Genomic DNA, 19,357 nt, shown 5'->3' on the forward strand with positions numbered 1-19,357 from the left:
GATGATGTTTCCTTCCTACTTTCCTTCACCCTGCCGACCTTCCATGGATGTCTGCACGGCAAAGACCAGCTCTTCCCAAGTGCTGTCTAATTTTCCAAGCACCTCTAGCCCCGCTGGCGTAATTTGGTAATATTTACGGGGTGGGCCCGATGTCGATTCTTTCCAACTGTAGCTCAGTAAGCCGTTATTTTTAAGCCGCGTCAGCAAAGGATATAAAGTACCCTCTACCACCAGCAGTCTTGCTTTTTTGAGCTCGCCGATGATGTCTGAGGCATATATCTCGCCTCGCGAGATAATGGAAAGGATACAGTATTCCAGTATCCCTTTCCTCATTTGGGTCTGCGTGTTATCTACTATCATAATACAAAGATATATGTTTTGGTTTGTACTATGCAATACATAGTAGTATATAAAAAATCAAAACCCTGATTATCAGCAACAAAATTTTGCAAATCCTCAGCAATCATAAAAAAACGCCCCGAAAAACATTCGGGGCGGTTACATGTCCGGATAAGTTATTCTCGTTCGTTTAGCCTTTATTCTTTGCTGCTATCAATATCCAGGATTCTGTTGCAGATTTGGATTGACCGCTATCTGTTGGCTTGGGATGGGGTATACCAAACGATGTGGTTCCGAAGCAGTCGTCCGTACCTGCCCCGGTTCCAAGAACTTACCAAAGCGGATCAAATCCTGCCTCCGCCAGCCCTCCCAATAAAGCTCCCGGCCGCGCTCATCAATTAAATCATCCAGCGAAAGCGTGGCAAAAGGTGCTGCACCACGATTGGTCCGTATCGTATTCACCAAGGCAAGTGCATCGGCGGGGGTACCTGTACCACCGCGAAGTATCGCTTCTGCTTGCATCAACAGCACGTCGGCATACCGGAAGACCACCCAGTCGTTATTACGCTGTCCCGAAAGCACACTGTAGTCAAATGCATACTTCATGACGCGGATGCCTGCGGTTTCCAGGGTAGCTCCAGATGTGCGGATGGTTACTTCCCGTGTAAACGATAGCGGTTGGCTGGAAGGATTCCTGGCGTTCAACGGGCGGCCGGTACTCATGTTGTATTGTTGGCCGATGAAAAAACCTACATTCCGCCGCCGATCCGGGTTACTCATTGTGTCTGCCGGATATTCGTAGTAAATCCCCAGCCGCTCATCACCTTCATCATATAAATCATAAAAATCCGAAAGGGTACACCAACCGTTCCAGCCACCGGGTACCATGTTGTAGTGGGCCACCGTATTCCACGTCCGATCGACGGCCCCACCCCGTACTCCGTTTTCGTTGTACAATGTAAAGATGTTTTCTGTGGATACGGCATGGTTATTTGGCGCAAAATTATCGAAGTACCTGCCAGGAGCAGAGACGGTATAGCTGTTGCTGGCCGTAATCTGATTAGCCAATTCGATCACCTGATTCATATCGGCCGCCTCGAAAGTTGGGTTTTCCCTGTTCAGGAATACACCCTTATTCAGGTATAACTTCATTAACAACGTCCTCGCCGCATTCTGGTTGGCTACATACGCTGCACTTGAGCTGGGGAGGTCTCCCATGATCGCATTCAGTTCGCTGGCAATAAAATCGATGGCCTCCTGCGTTTGCAATGTCGTAGGATTTGTCCGAAAATCATCCAAATCTTCCCGGTAAGGCACCACACCCCAGAGGTTCAGCACATCAAACATGCTCAGTGCCCGGATAAACCGCGCCTCGGCGGCTTGCTGTGCCGTCGGGTTGTTGCGTAATACGTTGGAGGCCTGAAACTGTGCTGTTAACAAGTTAACGAATGTATTGTTCATGTACGCGTTATCGGCGTTCCATGTATGGAGGTGGATAGCCCGATGCATCCCATTGTCATCCCAGTCGCCGCCACGAGTAGGCGCGATGGCCGCATCGGTAGATATTTCCTCCAACACCCAACGTTGCTCCTGTTGGTAAGGCGTATTCAAGGCCAGATAGGCTCCGATCAATAAATCCGAGGTATTCACGTCTGTCCCACCTTGTTCCAACTCACTTCGAAGCTGTTCGTCCAAGTCGGTACAGGAAAGTGACAGTCCCGCAATGACCAATAAAATGGTACGATATAATTTAATTGTGTTCATGATTCCAAGTTTTGCTACAATGAGAAATTAACACCTAAAAGAAACGTTCTGGCAGGCGGGTAAGGGAGATACTCAATACCCAACGAAGGCACTCCATTGGTTGTACCGTCGGTATTCACTTCAGGATCGAATCCGTTGTAACCGGTGAGTACAAACAAGTTCTGCCCCGTGAGCGATACATTCAGATTTCTGATGGTGTTGCCGATGTTGCCCACGTTATAGCTCAACGTCATATTCGACATTTTCAGAAAATCTCCTTTTTCCAGATACCGGCTGGAAGGTGCCGCCGAATTGGAGGTCGATTCTCCCGCCTGCATATCAAAGAAACGGCGGCCAATATTCCGGTTAGACAGGTTATTCACGCCCAACACCGTGGCCATGGTATTGTTGAACAGGTAGTGGCCAAACGCACCATGCATGTTGACATTGAGACTAAACCGTTTATAGCTAACGTCGGTGGAGATTCCCAGTAAATACTTAGGATTGGGACTTCCCAAATAAAACTTGTTTAGTGCAGGATCCACATCCGTGCCCACCGTCCCATCGAGGCCTCTATATATGCTGGTTCCGGTTGCGGGATCAATGCCTTCAAACTGCGCTAGATACCACACGTTGAGCGGCTGCCCACTCACCATCCGTTGTCCCAGTACACCGGAAAATCCCTGTCCCCGAAGGGCTGCGGTTTCATAATAACCAAGTAGGCCGTCCACCCGGTTCTCCAGATAAGTCGCGTTCACGCCCAGATTCCAATTCCAGTTCTCGCGTTGGACAACATTGCCCATTAGTGCCAATTCCACACCCTCATTAATGATCTCTCCATCCAAGTTGACCCATATCCGGCCGCTGGGAGCTGGTTGGGCGAGGGTTTGTTCAAACAGGGCATCCGTGGTTGCCTTGCGGAAATAGTCGATTGAGCCGGAAAGCCTGTTTTGGAACAATCCAAAATCAATGCCGGCATTGATGGTAGCCGAACTCTCCCATCGTAAATCCGGGTTACCGTAATTGGCTTGTGCAATACTCTGAGCACTGAACACATAACGATCCCGCGAAGCGCCCGATGGAAACTCCTGATTACCCGTCTGACCCCATCCCAAACGTAGCTTCAAGTTGCTGAAAAGTCTATTCCCCTCCATGAATGCTTCGTTGGAGATGTTCCATGCGAACGCGAGGGAAGGAAAGTTGGCGTATCTATTGTTCTCGCCAAATTTCGTAGAGCCGTCTCGCCGAATCGTCCCGGTAAACAAGTAACGATCCTGGTAGTTGAAAGTTGCCCTTGCGAAGTACGATTGAAGTTCATTGGTCGGACTCCTGAAGGAGTTGGCATTTCTATTATTGGCAATGGAATACTGTAAATAGTCAAAATAGTCGAGCCCTTCCAAATCAGAGAAGCCACTGCCGCTCACTGAATTCCACCGGGTATCAAAACTCAAATATTCATAGCCCACCACGGCATTAAGGCTCAAGTCGTTTGTAATTTCCTTATCAAACGACAGCGTATGCGTGAGCTGGTGATTGGTTTCGGTGTCGTTTCCGATAAAAGCAGAGCCGTTGTTCACATCGGTTGGATTGATCATTCCGGCAATAAACCGCCCCGTGCGTCGCCCAGCTTGGTGGGTGAGGCTGTACATGAGTTTATACTCTAATTCATCGGTAATCTTGAAGGACGGAGCGATGCTGGCCAAAATAGTATTTACCTTGGTAATATCTTTATATGCGGTCAACGTTGTGAGCGGATTTCTCAAATCGGGCGACTGAAACGCCAACTCGCCGTTGCTATCCCGCAAGGGCAATGTCGGGTTCCATTGGAGCGCTTGGGAGATCACGTTGCCTGTAAAGCCCACATCCACATCCAAGGGTGCATTATTTTCATCCGTCTGCGCCGCCAAAATATTAAAATCCAGCCGTAACTTCTTACTCTCCAAAAACCGGAAGTTTCCACTCACGTTGGCAGTGTACTTTCTCAATCTATCGGTCTCTATGATTCCATTTTGATCCAAGTAGCCGAGCGAAATCCGATACCGGCCATCCTCATTACCGCCCGAGATGTCCATCGAATAATTCTGCGTAACTGCGGATCGGATGATAGCATCGAATGCATTTTCATTGCCGCCGAAATCTGAGGTATTATCTGGCGTATAGAATTGTAAAGCCTGCCTGAACTCGTCAGCATTCAGCACCTCCGGCTTTCTCAGTACGTTGGATATACCGGTCGACGCGAGCACGTTCAGCGTAGGTGAACCGGCTTGGCCACGCTTGGTGGTAATGAGTACCACGCCGTTTGCACCACGCGAGCCGTATATCGCTGTAGCAGACGCATCTTTCAAAATATCCATGCTTGCGATATCATTGGGGTTAAGGTAATTAAGTGGATTGCCTCCGTCAGAGCTATATCCCCCCTGTCCCCCTGGACGCGCAGAGGTACCAGATAAGGGAATCCCATCCACCACAAACAATGGGTTGTTCCCTGCACGGATGGACGAGTTCCCCCGAATCCGCACGGTGGTGGAGCCACCAGGCTTACCAGTATTGTTGATGACCATCACACCTGCCGTCCGGCCTTGCATTAACTGGTCGGGGGCAACGATCACCCCCTTGTTAAAATCCTTGGGCTGCAACGACGCGACCGAACCGGTGACATCCTGCTTTCTGGCGGTGCCGTAGCCAATGACTACCACTTCATCCAGGCTTTCGCCACTGGATACCAGGTTGAAATCAACCAGTTGCTCCGCGCTTGACACCGTCACACTGCGCTCCATGCTTTGGTAGCCAATAAATGACACAGACAGGGTGTATGTCCCGTAAGGGACGTTCGTAAACGAATAGAGTCCTTCGGCGTTGGTACCCGCCTGCCTGTCCAGCTCTTTGATCACCACAGAGGCTCCCGCTAGCGGCTGTTGGCTTTCGTCTACTACTTTTCCTTGGATGCCTCCTGCTTGGGCATACCCAAGAATTGGACACAACAACGCCAGCCACAGCAGGGCAATGCCGACGCTTGATTGTCGATTAGTTAATGGAAATGTGCTCATAATTTATTGCGTGTTTTGTTTAATTAATTGGCTAAGCATAGCGGTTCATTATAACCGGACAGGGCTATTAAACGCGCACCGCGTTATATAGCTGACACAATAACAAATGATAAGAATTATTGTTTTCGGGTTAGGTGATTTTTTTGTAGCCGGTTAACCCTGCTTCCTAAGCAAGTACTTCCGGTAGCGATGCAGCACGAAGAGGGCAAGCCCCACGGCTACCGCACCGGTGGTAAGCGGATGTCCCTGCGGCAGCACGAGCAGGCAAATGATACAGAACACGACGACAAAAAGATATACGTAGCTAAAATAAGGGTGGGTGATGATTTGTTGTAATTTCTTCATGGCTCGTACAATACAACTAGTTTACCGGAGTTATCCGAATGCCTACATCGGCGACCTCGCGAAGCGGATTTTCACGCATGTTCTGCTCGATGACAAACACATAATTGCCCGTATCCGGAAATCGTACAGCTTCCTTGATTAGCTGTTGGTGGGCGTACAAGCTTCCGCCGCCACGACCCAGCCAACGGCCGTCCGGTTCGGCAAGGCGCAATTCAAAGCGTTCGGTTGTATCGCTTCCATCGGGGTGATGTTGGTGCAGGAGCACGAAAATATTGGAATACTTATAATCCGGCGTATGCCGGAGATTGAGATAGATGTTATAGTGCTTGCCGGCATCCGTAATATGCGCCGTCAGGCGGGGCTGATCATCGTAATGCCATGCGCGATCAGTAATGGGCACGTTTTGGTCCAACACCGCCGTATCCGTGCAGGAAGCGGCAAATATCATCATGCCCAATAATCCGTACCGTGCAGTCAAAAGGTAGCGCATCTGTCGTTAGCTGGCTTGTCCATTGGGTTGCTGCCCCCCTGCTTTTCCTTTCCGGTTACCCCGAAAGCGTCTTTTCGGTTTAGCAGGCTTTCCGTCTTGCGTTTGATTTTCAGGCGTTTTAGGCGTAGCTGCCTGCTTCTTCGCCGGTTCCTTCCGGCTTTCGGGTTTGTTCCGGCTTTCAGGCTTATCCTGTTTTGGCTGTTCCTGCCCCGGCTTCGGTTTCTTCCCTTCTGGCTTACGTTTATTCTTTGCCTGCTTACGCTTTTTCTTGTTCCGCTCATCCAGTCGCGTCAGGCTATCCTGCCCCACTACATTTTCGTAGTCATAATTGACCACCTTCTCCGCCACGGCCTCGATGACAACGGCTCCGATATCTTCCGGTTTTATTCCCTCTTTGTTCAGGTGGTGGATTTCCTTTACCCTATCGGTTGTTAGTGGAATCCAGTTTTCTTCGCCGGGGTAGCTAAACCACATCAGTTTCTTGAAAATATCGGTCTTCTGGAGGAAAGCCACACCTTTCTGGGTCTCTATCCGTTCGATGTTGTTGGGAATATCCTTCAACGCGTCCATGTAGCTGTCCAGCTCGTAGTTGAGGCAGCATTTCAGTTTCCCGCATTGCCCCGCGAGTTTCAGCGTGTTGAGCGACAGGTTTTGATAGCGGGCGGCCGACGTGGATACCGTCTTGAAGTCGGTAAGCCACGTAGAGCAGCAGAGTTCCCTACCGCAGGATCCGATACCTCCCAGCCTGCTGGCCTCCTGGCGCATACCGATTTGGCGCATCTCAATCCGGATACGGAATGCCTCGGCCATGCGCTTGATCAGCTCACGGAAGTCCACCCTGCCGTCCGCGGTATAATAAAAAGTAGCTTTTGACTTATCGCCCTGGTAATCGACATCGCTGATTTTCATGGACAGTCCCAGGTCGAGCGCCAGCTTACGCGCCCGGTGCATGGTTTCCCATTCGAGGTCCTTGGCAGCCTGCCATTTCTTGATGTCGGCGTCGGTCACTTTCCGGTACACCTTTTTCGTCACGCTGGCTGGGTCTACGTTGTTTTTCTTCAATTGCAGCCTGACCAACTCTCCCGTCATGGACACATGGCCAATGTCATATCCCCCGGTATTGGGCTCTACGGCCACCATTTCGCCCATCTCGAGGTAAAGGTTTTCGTGGTTAACGTAAAAGTCTTTCCGAGACCCCTTAAACCGCACCTCCACGATATTGAAGGGTTTATAATTTGTTGGCATGTCCATGTCGGCCAGCCAATCGTATACATCCAATTTATTGCATCCGCTCGTCATGCAGGCGCCGTTGTTTTGACATCCTGCCGGTGTACTTCCACACCCTCCGCCGGATGAGCAACTGCTACATCCCATAGTTATCGCTATATGTTGAGTCCGCCAGCTGGCGGAACGTTTGATATTTATATATTAAAACCAGTTGCAAAGATAAATCTAAAAATAATATTTTCGGATTCGCGTTGCGTTCGACATGATAGTACGCCTCCTCAAACAGGCTGATAGCCCGTTCGATCTGCGTCAGCTGGTAATGCTTGCTAAACTTCTGTGCAAAATCCCATTCGGCACCGGGCAGGTGGACCAATCGAGTCATCCCTTCCTTCAGCAACACCACCTGCCGCATCATATTGATGGCGTAAAGTAAGAAACTTTTTTGGTTTTCACGTCCCATTTTCGATAATTCTTCATCACAGGTTTTGATCAGCGCAGCCCCGGCGTCTGTCACACAGTAGCGTAGCCAGCGGATCATCAAATCAAAATGCCCGTTTGTATCGTCGCCCAGCAGGTTGAGCGCCTGTTGCACACTGCCATTGCTGATGAATGCGATTTCGTCGGCCTGCTGCTTGTTTAACTGCCGGCTATTCATCAGGTAGCTGCTGATCTCCGCATCGGCAAGGCGGTTTATCTTCACCAATTGCGTTCGGGAGATGATGGTGTTCAATATTTTTTCCTGCTGTTCGGCCACCAGTAGGAACAGTGTCTTTGCCGGCGGCTCCTCGATGAGTTTCAGCAAGGCATTGCCCTGCGTATCGAGGTATTCGGGCAGCCACATGATGAGCACCTTATATTCGGCCTCATAAGCTTTCAAGCTTAGTTTTTTGATGATATGATGGGCCTCGGCAATATTGATATTGGCCTGTTTATTTTCGGCATCAAGCTGACTGCGCCAATGGTCAAGGCCAAGGTATGGATTATTCAAAAAGGCCTTCCGCCACGCGTCCGCGTACGTTGCTGCCGTATCTTCCTTGTGTTTGGCAAAGAAGGGATAAGAAAAATGCAGGTCGGGATGGATAAGCTTATTGTACTTGCGGCAAGAGGCACATTCGCCGCAGCTGTCATCAGGCTGTTTGTTGTCACAATTGAGGTACTGCGCATAAGCCACGGCCAAGGCTAAGCTTCCACTGCCCTCCGGCCCAAGAAAAAGCTGTGCATGGCTGACGCGGTTTTCTTTTACGGTGTTGATGAGGCTTCGTTTGATGACTGCCTGTCCGATAATCTCGTTGAATAGCATTCGGTATCTACGCTTTCCTCCTATCAGTTTCCAATTCCATTCATCGCTGTCAAGATAATCGGGGGGCCATCGGTCACCACAATAGTATGCTCGTGCTGAGCTACAAAACCACCTTTATCTCCCACCAAGGTCCATCCGTCGTCTGCCGTTACAGCGTGTGTAGAGCGGCTTGATATAAACGTTTCGATGGCCACGGTGGTGTTTTTCCTAAACCGGTTTCGATTAAACCGATCATAGTAGTTGGCTATCTCATGGGGTTCTTCATGTAACCCCCCGCCAACGCCGTGGCCTGTCAAATTTTTTATGACGGTATACCCCGACTTTTTCGCTTCGGTTTCAATCAACCGGCCAATATCAGCGATGCGCACCCCACCCCGGATATGGGCGATCGCCTTTTGCAAAATACGTTTTGAAGTATCTACCAACCGTTGATGCCCATGGCTATCCTGCCCCAAGACGAATGACCCGCCGTTGTCGGCCCAAAAGCCGTTGAGCATTGCCGAAACGTCTATATTTACCAGATCACCCTCTTGCATGATACGATGCTGGCCAGGTACCCCATGCGCTATTTCGCCGTTCAGGCTAATGCAGGTGCAACCCGGGAACCCGTAAGTCAAGGTCGGTGCCGGTTTTGCCCCCTGCGCTTCCAGGAGCCGCCGACCAAAATCGTCCAGCGCCTTGGTCGTCATACCGGGCTTTGCATAATCGCGCATCTCCCGTAGTGTTGTGGCGACCACCTCACTGACGTTTTTCATCCCAATCCATTCCGATTCACTCGTGATTGACATCGTTTTTATCCTTTTTGGTATTCAATAAATGAGCCCAACGGGGCCAAATTTTTCAAAGGTACTAAAAAGCAATGACTACACCACATGGATTTCGCCGACCAAATACCGCCTTGCCTGCCCGCTTATCTCCACCCTATCTCCTAAGTATCTGCATTGGAGCCATCCTCCACGGGCCGAAAGCTGCTTGGCTACCAACGTGTCTTTACGAAGCTTGTCTGCCCAATATGGGATTAAGGTCGTATGTGCAGAACCCGTCACCGGGTCTTCATCAACGCCCGATTGCGGGCCAAAAAAACGGGAGACAAAGTCGACCTCATTGCCTGCGGCCGTAATGATGACACCCCGGGCTGCCAACTGTGCGATCCGGCCCAAGTCCGGCTTAACCGACCGAACTTGGGCTTCGTTTTCGAATACCAGCATGTAATCGGTTTTTCCCCGGTAGGCGGCAAGGGGCACGATGTCAAAGCCTGCCGTCAATTCAGCGGTCAGCGCAGCTGGCTCCAGCACGTCGGTCGGAAAGTTAAGGGTAAGGTACTCGCCCTCACGCTTCACCGGGAGCGTTCCGCTGCGTGACGAGTGAAAACGAATGGTATCTCCGCCATAGCCTTCGTAGTTGAACAAGACGAAGGCTGACGCCAACGTCGCATGGCCGCAAAGGTCAACCTCCACGGTTGGGGTAAACCACCGGATTTCGTAGTCACCTCCCCGGCGTACATAGAAAGCCGTCTCTGCTAGATTATTTTCCATAGCAATTTGCTGCATGAGCGTATCGTCCAGCCAGGCATCCAATGGACATACCGCAGCGGGGTTGCCGGAAAATACGCGGTCGGTAAAGGCATCGATTTGATAAATTTTTAGGGTCATATGCTAAGCTAATGGAACAAACTTAGGTAAATTCGGTTTTATCTCCAATACACTCACCCTTCCGGATAATTATCATCCGGCTCATGCAAGCCACATCGCCATTCAGCAAACAGCTACCGGATGCAGCTTGATGATACCGTAATGTTAGCCGATTATAACCGTTTATAAACGGATATATCCGTTTATCATCCGACTAATTGCCTTTCGGTTGCCCATTTTTGCTCCGTCGATGGCATTGGAAGTCCATCGTTCGTTAATCGCTTGTTTCACTAATTTGTATTACTATCATGAACACGTTAAAAAACAGTGTACGCCTCACGGGATTTTTAGGTAGCAATCCCGAAGTCAAAACCTTCAGCAACAACAGAAGCTTGGCCCGCGTCTCCATTGCGACCAACGAGCGGCATCGCAACGGCCAGGGCGAGTGGGTCTCGGACACGCAGTGGCACAACCTCGTTTTTTGGGGTAGGCAAGCAGTCTTCGCCGAGAAGAGCCTCACCAAGGGTTCTGAGATTGCCATCGAGGGCAAACTCGTCAACCGCCAGTACGTAGATAAGGAGGGGATCACGCGTTATGTCACTGAAGTCAATGTAAATGAAGTGCTGTTGCTCAGCCGCAAGCCCGAGTGAGGTCGTAGCGACAAGCCTGCCTGCGGTAAGCAGCTCTGCTTACTGCAGAGTGAACTCGCGCCAACGCGCCCGATGCCTGCACGCTTGCAGGCATTGAGGCACATTGGCCCGCGGCACGTGGTTCATCTTTCTTTTTGATTGGCAATTCGGGTAGGTTTCATTAGCTTTGCCCCGAAACAAATCGCTTGCATCCATGATTAAAAACACCGCCCTCACCGACGTACACGTAGCCCTGGGAGCCAAGATGGTCCCTTTCGCCGGTTTCAATATGCCTGTCCAGTATTCGGGCATCAATGACGAACATGAGACCGTCCGCAACGGCGTGGGCGTGTTTGACGTCAGTCACATGGGCGAATTCATCCTCAAAGGCGACCGTGCAATGGATCTGGTGCAAAAGATCAGTTCCAACGATGCATCCAAACTTTATGACGGAAAAGTACAATATGCTTATATTCCCAATGAGACCGGCGGCATCGTGGACGATTTTCTCGTTTACCGCATCGACGAGAAGACCTACTTCCTGGTCGTCAACGCCTCCAATATTCAAAAGGACTGGGACTGGATCGCTAAATACAATACGTATGGCGTGACAATGAAAAACATCTCGGATGAAACTTCTTTATTTGCCATACAGGGGCCAAAAGCCGCGGAGGCACTGGCCAGCCTTACGGATATTGATCTGGCCACCATGGAGTATTACACGTTCAAGAAAGGCACGTTTGCCGGCGTCGACAATGTCCTAGTGTCCGCTACGGGCTACACAGGGGCCGGCGGCTTCGAAGTCTATGTGGCTAATGAACACGCTAAGGCCGTATGGGACGCCATTTTTGAGGCCGGTGCCGACTACGGCATCAAACCCATCGGGTTGGGGGCACGTGATACCCTACGGCTGGAGATGGGCTTTTGCCTTTACGGCAACGATATTGACGACACGACGTCGCCCTTGGAGGCCGGGTTGGGCTGGGTGACCAAGTTTACCAAGGATTTTGTCAATGCCGAGGGGCTAAAAAAGCAAAAAGAAGCTGGCCTAAAACATAAACTGATTGGGTTTGAGCTGATGGACCGCGGCATAGCCCGCCATGGCTACGGCATCGTGGATGCCAACGGCAACCCCATCGGGCGGGTCACGTCAGGTACGCAGTCGCCCACGCTTAAAAAGTCCATCGGCTTGGGGTACGTTGCCATTGACCATGCCAAGGAAGGCAGCGACGTTTACATTGAGATACGAAACAACCGGGTGAAAGCCGTGGTTGTAAAACCTCCGTTTGTCAAATAACGCATGGCCCCTAAAAGCATCCGTGTTTGCCTGAGCCCGGCGTTATTGCCCTTTTATCCGCTTGATGACACCATTGCTGTCGTTATCGACATTTTCAGGGCAACCTCGTCGATATGCTACGGGCTGGCGAACGGTGCAAAAGCAATCATCCCCGTTGCCGAAGTTGAGGCATGCTTGGCCTATCGGGGAAATGGCCACCTGCTAGCAGCTGAGCGTGACGGCGAAGTGGTAACAGGCTTTGATTTCGGCAATTCACCCTTTTCCTACACTGCGGACAAGGTAGGCGGAAAGACAGTCGTACTGACCACCACAAACGGTACCCGTGCCATTCAGTGGAGCGCCGGCGCTACAGCTGTCGTTGCCGGATCATTCCTGAACATCAGCGCCTTGTCACGCTGGTTACAAAGCCAAAACCACCATGTACTCATGGTCTGCGCTGGATGGAAAAATCAGTTCAGCCTGGAGGATACGGTCTTTGCAGGCGCATTAGCCAACAGCCTTAACACCGGCGGCATTGAGCTGGACGATGCAGCACATGCCGCGGAAAGCCTGTACTTGGAGGCCAAGGACAATCTGAAGGCCTACCTGAGTAAAGCCTCGCACAGCAAACGCATGCAGCGGCTTAATATTGACGCAGACATCTCCTTCTGTTTGCAGCAGGATACCGTATCGGTAATTCCTATCATGAATGGGCACGAACTTGTCCGCCTAGCGGAAACTACCTAAGCGGCATACAGCCAATCACCTCTTGTTGGTCATTTGGCGTACCTGTTTTAGTAGCCGGTATTTCAAATAGACCAGCACACACACGATCACGACAGAGATGGCCAGCACCGGATACTGCTTGCTGTTATAAGCGGCCACGGCACTGAATATCATCAAGATCAGCCCAATATTCAGCAAGGTGTTATATAAAAAATGCCTTTTCATGGCGCTCCCGTAGCCGATTAATACACTTGCATATCGGGATCAAATGCGTCACGCCACGCCAGTATCCCACCCTGCAAGTTGTATAAGTTGTCAAATCCTTCCCTTTCGAGCAATAGGATAGCTTGCGCGCTCCGTTTGCCGCTACGGCAGTGAACCACCACCGGTTTATCACGGGCTATCTTATCTTTCTCGAGCACGACCTCCGCCAAGGGGATATTTTTGCCATTAAGGTTTGATGTTTCATATTCAAACTCCTCGCGCACATCTATCAACTGGAAGTCCTCATTCTTGTCTATTTTCTCCTTGAGCTCTTCGACCGTAATTTCTTTCATGTCTTATCAATATAAGGTTATCCTACAAAGCTAACAAGATAATCAGGAAAATGCATACATTTGGCTATTCAAAATCGTCATTATGCGTAGGATAGTCACCCCTTTTGTCGTAGTTGCATGGCTTTTAGCCGGATGCGCCGTGCGCCAGCCGTTGGATCAGGTCGTAGATACGAAAGAAGTGGCCCGGATATTAAACACATTGGCAGCAGACGAGATGGAGGGCCGAGGTTCCTTTACGCCCGGCATTGAACGGGCCGCCCAGTTCATCGCCACGGAATTCAGAAAAATCGGGCTAGCGCCCTATGTCGGTGATGACTATCGCCAGACATTCCTGGTGACGCGGATCAGTCCGGCCACGTGGGAGGTCACCTTTGACGGCACAGAAATTCCACAGGAGCATATCATCATATCGAGCAACAGCCCGGGCATGAACTGGAATACCGAACCGGGGGTATCGCTTGTGCAGATCAAGGCGGGTGAGGACTTCGCCCAACGCTTCCGCGACGTATCTACGGGGGGCAAAGACGCCATCGTCGTGGTTGATCCCAGTTTTAGCCAATTGTTCGAGCGGTATAGGGGCATTTTAATGCGCGGCCGAATCAACCAGCAAGCGGCCGCTTCACCGACCCCTTCGGTCGTGTACGTACTGGCCGATCAGATCCCCCAGTCATTCCGTGTGAGTTTTACCAATACGATTGAAGAGCTGCCCCTATTTAACCTTGTGGGTGTGTTACCCGGCAAATCCAAGCCTGATGAGTATGTCATCTTTTCGGCCCATTATGATCATATCGGTATCATCCAGCCGGTGGGGCAAGACTCCATTGCCAACGGCGCGGATGACGATGCCTCCGGTGTATCGGCCGTCATCAGTTTGGCAAGCTATTACAAGAAACGCAATGACAATGCGCGCACGCTGCTGTTTGTAGCATTTACCGCCGAGGAGCTCGGTTTGGTGGGATCAAAGTACTTTTCGCAGCAGATCAATGCCGATAAGGTCGTGGCCATGATCAATATTGAGATGATTGGCAAAGATGCGCCTTTCGGACCCAACTCGCTATACGTGACAGGATACAGCCAGTCCAATTTGGCTGAACTCATGCAACAAAATGTCAAAGGAACGGATTTTACTTTCCATCCGGACCCATATCCTACCCAAAATCTTTTCTATCGCAGTGACAACGCGTCGTTGGCGGCATTAGGTGTACCTGCACATACCTTTTCAACGGTTCAGATTGATCAGGACCAATACTACCATACGGTAAACGATGAGGTGGAAACCCTAAATGTTGAAAATATCGCTTCTTCCATCAAGGCCATCGCCTTAGGGGCGAAGAGCATTGTCACGGGAGAAGCCACACCAAATAGGGTTCCCAAACTCGAACATTAATGGATTAGCTCACCATTCGATGGTGGCTACCAAATCATCCCATCGCAGGAAGGTTTGGTAATACCCGTATACCATTTCGGGATTAGGTCTTTGTGGTTCCTTTCCTGATTACGGTTTTGCTGCAGCCTGTCCGTTTTCCTCTCGCTTTTTTTTCTTTCGTTGTTCTTCGCTTGCTCCGCTGCCTCGAACGGATGTGCAACTTTTTCGTTTTCAATCATGGTAGTCATTCCTCTTTACCGGGCTAACAATGTTGCTTAACATTTTGTTTATAAAAATTCAATCTGTTTATCAGTTTTTTAAAACAATACGGTGCTTTAAAACAAAATAAAAACGCGGCTGTTGGTTTTAGTAATAAAAAATGTTAACAAAACGAGTATCGATATGGGAACTGATAGGCATGAAAACGACATCCGGCGGAAGGGCAGACCAGCAGGCCGGGGCAAAGGCGGCACCAACCTCAGGGATGCATTCGCGGTGACCAATCCCGAAGGCGAGCAGCAGGTGACGGACCGCTATTTGGAAGATGAGGAAACACCGGCGCAGAATGTCCGTGTCAAAAATCCCAACCGCAATCCGGACAAAGGCACACAAGATTAGCTATAACTAATATCACATTTCTTGAACCATGAGCACATCCAAGCAAACTCACGACCACGACGAGATAAAAAATTGGGCCGCCGAGCGCGGCGGAGTTCCGGCAAAAGTAAAAGATACAGGCGGCAATTCAGACGACGAGGGCATCCTTCGTATTCATTTTCCTGAAAACAGCGAAAACCAGGATACCCTGAAAGAAATCCAATGGGAGGATTTTTTCCAGGAATTTGATGAGGAAAACCTGGATTTCCTGTACCAGGAGACGAAAGCCGACGGCGAGGTCAGCACGTTCCATAAGTTTGTCAAACGGCAATAAGCGGGCTGTCGCGCTCACTTTACCGCGATAGACCATTCATTGGCCCGATGGCAGCTGGCGCAGGTAAGCGGCTGTTCCTTTTTGGCCACGACTTTTCCGCAGTGCCCACATGCTACCTGTTCGGAGTCCGTCTCCATGGTGGCCAGGAAATCTTTGTCCCAGCTGGGAATCACGGGCAACCCCGCAGTTGGCTCCGGATTGGGCTTCAGGCTGAAGGTGCCATTAGCTTCCAGAAATAGGCGACTTACCATCCCCAGATGCGTGATTTGCGAAGCCCGCAGTTGGGCAAAAAGCCTTCCTCTGGATAATCGGCTTTTCTTCATCCCCTCCAGGTTGAGTACACCATCGGTAATAAGCAATTCCACATTGCCCTGACTTATCCGTTCGAACCGCTGGTCGGTGGCCGCACGCGCGGCTATGACGCTCTGAAAAAGCATGACCACGAAAGCGATCACAAAAATTGGCAAGATGCCGCGACTGGGATCCTGCAGCGGCACACCGATAGCCGCTGCAAGCGACACCATCGCCGCCATTTCATTCCTGCCAATTTGCGAAGCCATTCGTTTTCCCATCAGGCGCATGGAACCCATTAGCACCAGGTAAATGATGGCTATTCGGAAGATCACCTCCACGTAAAAGATGCCCGGCACTTCCCCAAACAGTATCCGGGGCAGGTCTGACAGTTGAATATCTTGTTTTTCCATAGCGTGGTTTTTATCGAATCGCTGTTATCCATCGTATGCTTCCGCAGTTGGTGCAGCACGTCCCTTCTTCCGGCTTATGGTCGCCAAACAACGTCCCACACGTATCACACACATAACATTGCCCTTCTTCCACAGGCCGCGTATACACCTCTTCATCCATTTCGTACATCGTTGGCATCCCGGGCTGCGGCTTGTCAAACGTAAAGATGGAAAACAAGCCTGCCGCTTCCAGGTATACGCGCTTTACTTCCCCCAAGTTAAAGATCTGCTTGTTTCGCAGTGCCGCAAACAACTGCTGGCGCGAAATTTTGTTTGCTTTCATGGCCTCCATCTGTAAGACACCGTCTTTTACCAGCAAGCTTTCGCGGCCTTCTGCGAGCTGCTCCGCCCGCTTGCTATACAGCTGCCAGTAGTTGATGCCTTGGTGAAACAGCAGCGCACAAGATAGCACGAGCAACCCCAGCAGTACACCGCGGTCTGCCAGTTGCATGGGTACGGACACAATTGCCCCGAGTGTAATCATCACGGCCATTTCCGTAACAGACAGCTGACCGGTCATCCGTTTGCCCATCAAACGCAAGGCCAGCAGTAACGCACAGTACACAACAATGGTTCTCAGCAATACTTCCACCAGGAAGATAGCAGGAGCATCGCCAAGGAGGATACGCTCCCAATCGTTGATTTTAATGTCTTCCTTATCCATGCACCTTACCTGTAGTAGCCTCAGCTGTCCAACTTCAGGTTCCAACGGCATGCCAGATTTCCGCCCACTTGGTCTTCGCGCGCCGTACAACCGAAACTTCGCCAGAATCCTTACGAAAGGGAGCCGATCGTCGTCAAGTGCTGCTACTGCGCCGTCCGCGAAAGGAAAGGAAGTACAGTTGTCTTGACAAACACACCACAAAAATGGACAGTGGCTCGGACGACAAGCAGGTCATCCGGCATTCCTGCAACACCAGGGGCCACCTATTCCGATTAGGCATGAAAAATGATAAACACACCAACAGCAAACCGAGACATCATGCAACAACTGCCAATCATTACAACAGGAGCCCATCTTCGGCCCGACGGGACGTGCTTTTTCCGTGTGTGGGCACCATTAAAGCGAACCATGACCCTCCATATCGTTTCCCCGGTGGAAAAACGCATCGCCATGATCAAGAGCGCCGATGGTTATTACGAGGCAACCGTCGATGACTGTTCGCCCGCCACCCGCTATTACTACCAGCCCGACGGGGAAGGTGACTTTCCAGATCCGGCCTCCCACTTCCAGCCGGAAGGTGTTCATGGCCCTTCCGCGGTGGTCGATCACGGTGCCTTCCGGTGGTCGGATCAGGCATGGGAAAATCCAGCGCTCAGCGAGTTGGTTTTGTATGAGCTTCACGTGGGCACGTTTACCGAAGCCGGGACGTTTGATGCCATCATCCCCCGCCTGGAAGATCTCGTCGCCACCGGCATCAATGCGATTGAAATCATGCCCGTAGCCCAGTTTCCCGGCACACGCAACTGGGGATACGACGGGGTGTTTCCTTACGCTGTGCAGGCATCCTACGGTGGCCCCGATGGGCTGAAGCGACTGGTGGATGCCTGCCATCGCCATGACATCGCCGTCATTCTCGACGTCGTGTACAACCACTTGGGTCCGGAGGGCAATTATTTCAATGCGTTTGGACCGTATTTTACCGATGCTTACCAAACACCTTGGGGGTCAGCCTTGAATTTTGATGGCCCCTGGTCAGATGGTGTACGCGATTATTTCGCGGCCAACGCACTCCATTGGTTTCATCATTTTCACATCGACGGTCTGCGGTTGGACGCCATTCACGCCATCATTGATACGGGGGCCATACATGTGCTGCAATACATCAATGAAGTGGTCGAGTGCTATACGCAGCACGCGCAAAAACCGGTGCATATGATCGCCGAGAGCGACCTCAACGCCCCCCGGGTCATCCAAAACGCCAAAACCAACGGTTATGGGTTCGACGCCCAATGGCTCGACGACTTCCACCACGCTTTGTTCGTCTTGCTCTATCCGGAGGGCAAGGAACGGTATGAAGATTTTGGCACCGTGCACCAGCTGGCCAAAGCTTATACTGAAGGTTTTGTGCACAGCGGCGAGTACGTCAAGGCTCGGCAACGGAAATACGGCGCTTCATCAGCAGGCATCCCCGGGTTCAAGTTCATCTCCTTTATCCAAAACCACGATCAAGTGGGCAACCACAAAAACGGTGAGCGCCTATCGGTGTTGCTTACAGACGCCCAATTGCGTGTTGCCGCGGCGGCCACGCTCTTATCGCCCTACGTCCCCATGCTATTTATGGGCGAAGAGTACGGTGAAGACAACCCTTTTCTCTACTTTACCAGCCATAGCGACCCCGAGCTGGTAAAGCTGGTCCGAGAGGGCCGAAAGCGTGAGTTCGCACACTTTCTTGGCGACGAAGAACCGCCCGATCCGCAGGCAGAGGATACCTTCCGGGCATGCATACTCGATTGGTCTAAGCGCACATGGGGCAACTACCGGCTGCTGTTGACGTGGTATAAGCGGCTCATCCATCTTCGTCGCACGCACAAGGCCCTGCAAAACTTCAACAAAGCCGGCACTCGAGTTGACGTCCTCAGCGAGCGCGCCTGGAGTATGATCAGGCAGGACGAAGCCGGGCAATCAACGCTGGTGGCACTGTTTAATCTCGGGGATCAACCGCTCCCCTATACGCTTCCACCAAACACAACGTGGATATGTTTGTTAGACTCCACGGTGGCAGACCTGCAACACGGCGCTGCCGCAAGCCCGGATGCGCTTGCCCTACCACCGGTAAGTGTACTGGTATTTGCTTCAACAACATAAAACGATAACGCGATGAAAACACTAATTTTAGCAACGATCTGTTTGGCCTTACTTTCATGCACGCACACACCGCCACGCGGGGACGACCCCGTGCGCCGGGACAGTGTCGGCGATTCCATTCACCCCCTGGATACCAGCGTAAACCGTCTGGATCCGGATTCGGTCACCGATACGCCTGAGGTAAGGTTCTAGCAAACA

At 51.1% G+C, this 19,357-nt stretch carries 22 protein-coding genes; 8 read left to right on the forward strand and 14 right to left on the reverse strand.

Annotated features, from left to right (window positions below; translation table 11 throughout):
• Positions 1 to 15: 15 nt before the first annotated feature.
• The 9 genes from B5X72_RS12830 to B5X72_RS12870 form a co-directional block, all read right to left on the reverse strand.
• Complete coding sequence (locus B5X72_RS12830; protein ID WP_079717315.1) at positions 16 to 360, reverse strand: PadR family transcriptional regulator; 345 nt, start codon at positions 358 to 360, stop codon at positions 16 to 18.
• Positions 361 to 552: 192 nt separating this feature from the next.
• A complete protein-coding gene (locus B5X72_RS12835; RefSeq protein ID WP_079717316.1) occupies positions 553 to 2,103 on the reverse strand; it encodes a RagB/SusD family nutrient uptake outer membrane protein in 1,551 nt (516 codons plus the stop codon).
• Positions 2,104 to 2,117: 14 nt separating this feature from the next.
• Entirely contained in the window at positions 2,118 to 5,129 is a 3,012-nt protein-coding gene (locus B5X72_RS12840; protein ID WP_079717317.1) for a SusC/RagA family TonB-linked outer membrane protein, read from the reverse strand.
• Between the two features lie 153 nt (positions 5,130 to 5,282).
• On the reverse strand, positions 5,283 to 5,474 hold the full coding sequence (locus B5X72_RS12845; RefSeq protein ID WP_079717318.1) for a hypothetical protein: 192 nt from the start codon (positions 5,472 to 5,474) through the stop codon (positions 5,283 to 5,285).
• 16 nt (positions 5,475 to 5,490) lie between these two features.
• Positions 5,491 to 5,964 (reverse strand): gliding motility lipoprotein GldH, encoded by a 474-nt coding sequence (locus B5X72_RS12850; RefSeq protein WP_079717319.1) that lies wholly within the window; start codon positions 5,962 to 5,964, stop codon positions 5,491 to 5,493.
• A 6-nt stretch (positions 5,965 to 5,970) separates the two neighbouring features.
• Positions 5,971 to 7,263: a PSP1 domain-containing protein gene (gene ricT, locus B5X72_RS12855; protein WP_079717320.1), complete on the reverse strand. Its 1,293-nt coding sequence runs from the start codon at positions 7,261 to 7,263 to the stop codon at positions 5,971 to 5,973.
• Between the two features lie 64 nt (positions 7,264 to 7,327).
• Positions 7,328 to 8,491: a DNA polymerase III subunit gene (locus B5X72_RS12860; protein ID WP_079717321.1), complete on the reverse strand. Its 1,164-nt coding sequence runs from the start codon at positions 8,489 to 8,491 to the stop codon at positions 7,328 to 7,330.
• Positions 8,492 to 8,514: 23 nt separating this feature from the next.
• On the reverse strand, positions 8,515 to 9,279 hold the full coding sequence (gene map / locus B5X72_RS12865) for a type I methionyl aminopeptidase (protein ID WP_079717322.1): 765 nt from the start codon (positions 9,277 to 9,279) through the stop codon (positions 8,515 to 8,517).
• Between the two features lie 75 nt (positions 9,280 to 9,354).
• Complete coding sequence (locus B5X72_RS12870) at positions 9,355 to 10,143, reverse strand: PhzF family phenazine biosynthesis protein (protein ID WP_079717323.1); 789 nt, start codon at positions 10,141 to 10,143, stop codon at positions 9,355 to 9,357.
• 287 nt (positions 10,144 to 10,430) lie between these two features.
• Between B5X72_RS12870 and B5X72_RS12875 the strand changes: the two genes are divergently transcribed.
• From B5X72_RS12875 to B5X72_RS12885, 3 genes are all read left to right on the forward strand, one after another.
• Positions 10,431 to 10,772, forward strand: coding sequence for a single-stranded DNA-binding protein (locus B5X72_RS12875; RefSeq protein WP_079717324.1), 342 nt, complete (start codon positions 10,431 to 10,433; stop codon positions 10,770 to 10,772).
• A gap of 196 nt (positions 10,773 to 10,968) precedes the next feature.
• On the forward strand, positions 10,969 to 12,048 hold the full coding sequence (gcvT, locus tag B5X72_RS12880) for a glycine cleavage system aminomethyltransferase GcvT (protein WP_176146209.1): 1,080 nt from the start codon (positions 10,969 to 10,971) through the stop codon (positions 12,046 to 12,048).
• Between the two features lie 3 nt (positions 12,049 to 12,051).
• Positions 12,052 to 12,774: a 2-phosphosulfolactate phosphatase gene (locus tag B5X72_RS12885; protein WP_079717326.1), complete on the forward strand. Its 723-nt coding sequence runs from the start codon at positions 12,052 to 12,054 to the stop codon at positions 12,772 to 12,774.
• A gap of 15 nt (positions 12,775 to 12,789) precedes the next feature.
• Here the strand turns inward: B5X72_RS12885 and B5X72_RS12890 are convergent, their stop codons facing one another.
• Together B5X72_RS12890 and B5X72_RS12895 are read right to left on the reverse strand one after the other, a co-directional pair.
• On the reverse strand, positions 12,790 to 12,978 hold the full coding sequence (locus tag B5X72_RS12890; RefSeq protein ID WP_079717327.1) for a DUF6358 family protein: 189 nt from the start codon (positions 12,976 to 12,978) through the stop codon (positions 12,790 to 12,792).
• A 17-nt stretch (positions 12,979 to 12,995) separates the two neighbouring features.
• Positions 12,996 to 13,310: a rhodanese-like domain-containing protein gene (locus tag B5X72_RS12895; RefSeq protein WP_079717328.1), complete on the reverse strand. Its 315-nt coding sequence runs from the start codon at positions 13,308 to 13,310 to the stop codon at positions 12,996 to 12,998.
• 82 nt (positions 13,311 to 13,392) lie between these two features.
• On the opposite strand from B5X72_RS12895, the gene B5X72_RS12900 reads away from it, so the two are divergent.
• Positions 13,393 to 14,697 (forward strand): M20/M25/M40 family metallo-hydrolase, encoded by a 1,305-nt coding sequence (locus tag B5X72_RS12900; RefSeq protein ID WP_079717329.1) that lies wholly within the window; start codon positions 13,393 to 13,395, stop codon positions 14,695 to 14,697.
• A 26-nt stretch (positions 14,698 to 14,723) separates the two neighbouring features.
• On the opposite strand, the gene B5X72_RS12905 is transcribed toward B5X72_RS12900, so the two are convergent.
• Positions 14,724 to 14,924 (reverse strand): hypothetical protein, encoded by a 201-nt coding sequence (locus B5X72_RS12905; RefSeq protein WP_139378680.1) that lies wholly within the window; start codon positions 14,922 to 14,924, stop codon positions 14,724 to 14,726.
• Between the two features lie 154 nt (positions 14,925 to 15,078).
• Between B5X72_RS12905 and B5X72_RS12910 the strand changes: the two genes are divergently transcribed.
• Together B5X72_RS12910 and B5X72_RS12915 are read left to right on the forward strand one after the other, a co-directional pair.
• The gene (locus B5X72_RS12910; protein ID WP_079717331.1) at positions 15,079 to 15,294 is read left to right on the forward strand and encodes a hypothetical protein; all 216 of its coding nucleotides are present in this window, start codon (positions 15,079 to 15,081) and stop codon (positions 15,292 to 15,294) included.
• 28 nt (positions 15,295 to 15,322) lie between these two features.
• Positions 15,323 to 15,607, forward strand: coding sequence for a hypothetical protein (locus tag B5X72_RS12915; protein WP_079717332.1), 285 nt, complete (start codon positions 15,323 to 15,325; stop codon positions 15,605 to 15,607).
• Between the two features lie 14 nt (positions 15,608 to 15,621).
• Here the strand turns inward: B5X72_RS12915 and B5X72_RS12920 are convergent, their stop codons facing one another.
• Positions 15,622 to 16,311, reverse strand: a complete 690-nt coding sequence (locus B5X72_RS12920; RefSeq protein ID WP_079717333.1) for a DUF421 domain-containing protein — start codon at positions 16,309 to 16,311, stop codon at positions 15,622 to 15,624.
• Positions 16,312 to 16,321: 10 nt separating this feature from the next.
• Complete coding sequence (locus B5X72_RS12925) at positions 16,322 to 17,059, reverse strand: DUF421 domain-containing protein (RefSeq protein ID WP_176146197.1); 738 nt, start codon at positions 17,057 to 17,059, stop codon at positions 16,322 to 16,324.
• 273 nt (positions 17,060 to 17,332) lie between these two features.
• On the opposite strand from B5X72_RS12925, the gene treZ reads away from it, so the two are divergent.
• Together treZ and B5X72_RS12935 are read left to right on the forward strand one after the other, a co-directional pair.
• A complete protein-coding gene (gene treZ / locus B5X72_RS12930; RefSeq protein ID WP_079717495.1) occupies positions 17,333 to 19,159 on the forward strand; it encodes a malto-oligosyltrehalose trehalohydrolase in 1,827 nt (608 codons plus the stop codon).
• 12 nt (positions 19,160 to 19,171) lie between these two features.
• On the forward strand, positions 19,172 to 19,351 hold the full coding sequence (locus B5X72_RS12935; protein WP_079717335.1) for a hypothetical protein: 180 nt from the start codon (positions 19,172 to 19,174) through the stop codon (positions 19,349 to 19,351).
• The last annotated feature ends 6 nt before the right edge of the window (positions 19,352 to 19,357 follow it).

Origin of the sequence: Parapedobacter luteus (genome assembly GCF_900168055.1) — a bacterium.
Lineage (GTDB): Bacteria > Bacteroidota > Bacteroidia > Sphingobacteriales > Sphingobacteriaceae > Parapedobacter > Parapedobacter luteus.

Coding starts and splice junctions, on each gene's coding strand:
- B5X72_RS12830 (WP_079717315.1), bottom strand. CDS start 360: ATGATAGTAGATAACACGCAGACCCAAATGAGGAAAGGGATACTGGAA.
- B5X72_RS12845 (WP_079717318.1), bottom strand. CDS start 5,474: ATGAAGAAATTACAACAAATCATCACCCACCCTTATTTTAGCTACGTA.
- B5X72_RS12910 (WP_079717331.1), top strand. CDS start 15,079: ATGGGAACTGATAGGCATGAAAACGACATCCGGCGGAAGGGCAGACCA.
- B5X72_RS12895 (WP_079717328.1), bottom strand. CDS start 13,310: ATGAAAGAAATTACGGTCGAAGAGCTCAAGGAGAAAATAGACAAGAAT.
- B5X72_RS12870 (WP_079717323.1), bottom strand. CDS start 10,143: ATGACCCTAAAAATTTATCAAATCGATGCCTTTACCGACCGCGTATTT.
- B5X72_RS12885 (WP_079717326.1), top strand. CDS start 12,052: ATGGCCCCTAAAAGCATCCGTGTTTGCCTGAGCCCGGCGTTATTGCCC.
- map (WP_079717322.1), bottom strand. CDS start 9,279: ATGTCAATCACGAGTGAATCGGAATGGATTGGGATGAAAAACGTCAGT.
- B5X72_RS12900 (WP_079717329.1), top strand. CDS start 13,393: ATGCGTAGGATAGTCACCCCTTTTGTCGTAGTTGCATGGCTTTTAGCC.
- B5X72_RS12860 (WP_079717321.1), bottom strand. CDS start 8,491: ATGCTATTCAACGAGATTATCGGACAGGCAGTCATCAAACGAAGCCTC.
- B5X72_RS12935 (WP_079717335.1), top strand. CDS start 19,172: ATGAAAACACTAATTTTAGCAACGATCTGTTTGGCCTTACTTTCATGC.
- B5X72_RS12850 (WP_079717319.1), bottom strand. CDS start 5,964: ATGCGCTACCTTTTGACTGCACGGTACGGATTATTGGGCATGATGATA.
- B5X72_RS12920 (WP_079717333.1), bottom strand. CDS start 16,311: ATGGAAAAACAAGATATTCAACTGTCAGACCTGCCCCGGATACTGTTT.
- B5X72_RS12905 (WP_139378680.1), bottom strand. CDS start 14,924: ATGACTACCATGATTGAAAACGAAAAAGTTGCACATCCGTTCGAGGCA.
- B5X72_RS12835 (WP_079717316.1), bottom strand. CDS start 2,103: ATGAACACAATTAAATTATATCGTACCATTTTATTGGTCATTGCGGGA.
- B5X72_RS12915 (WP_079717332.1), top strand. CDS start 15,323: ATGAGCACATCCAAGCAAACTCACGACCACGACGAGATAAAAAATTGG.
- ricT (WP_079717320.1), bottom strand. CDS start 7,263: ATGACGAGCGGATGCAATAAATTGGATGTATACGATTGGCTGGCCGAC.
- B5X72_RS12840 (WP_079717317.1), bottom strand. CDS start 5,129: ATGAGCACATTTCCATTAACTAATCGACAATCAAGCGTCGGCATTGCC.
- B5X72_RS12875 (WP_079717324.1), top strand. CDS start 10,431: ATGAACACGTTAAAAAACAGTGTACGCCTCACGGGATTTTTAGGTAGC.
- treZ (WP_079717495.1), top strand. CDS start 17,333: ATGCAACAACTGCCAATCATTACAACAGGAGCCCATCTTCGGCCCGAC.
- B5X72_RS12890 (WP_079717327.1), bottom strand. CDS start 12,978: ATGAAAAGGCATTTTTTATATAACACCTTGCTGAATATTGGGCTGATC.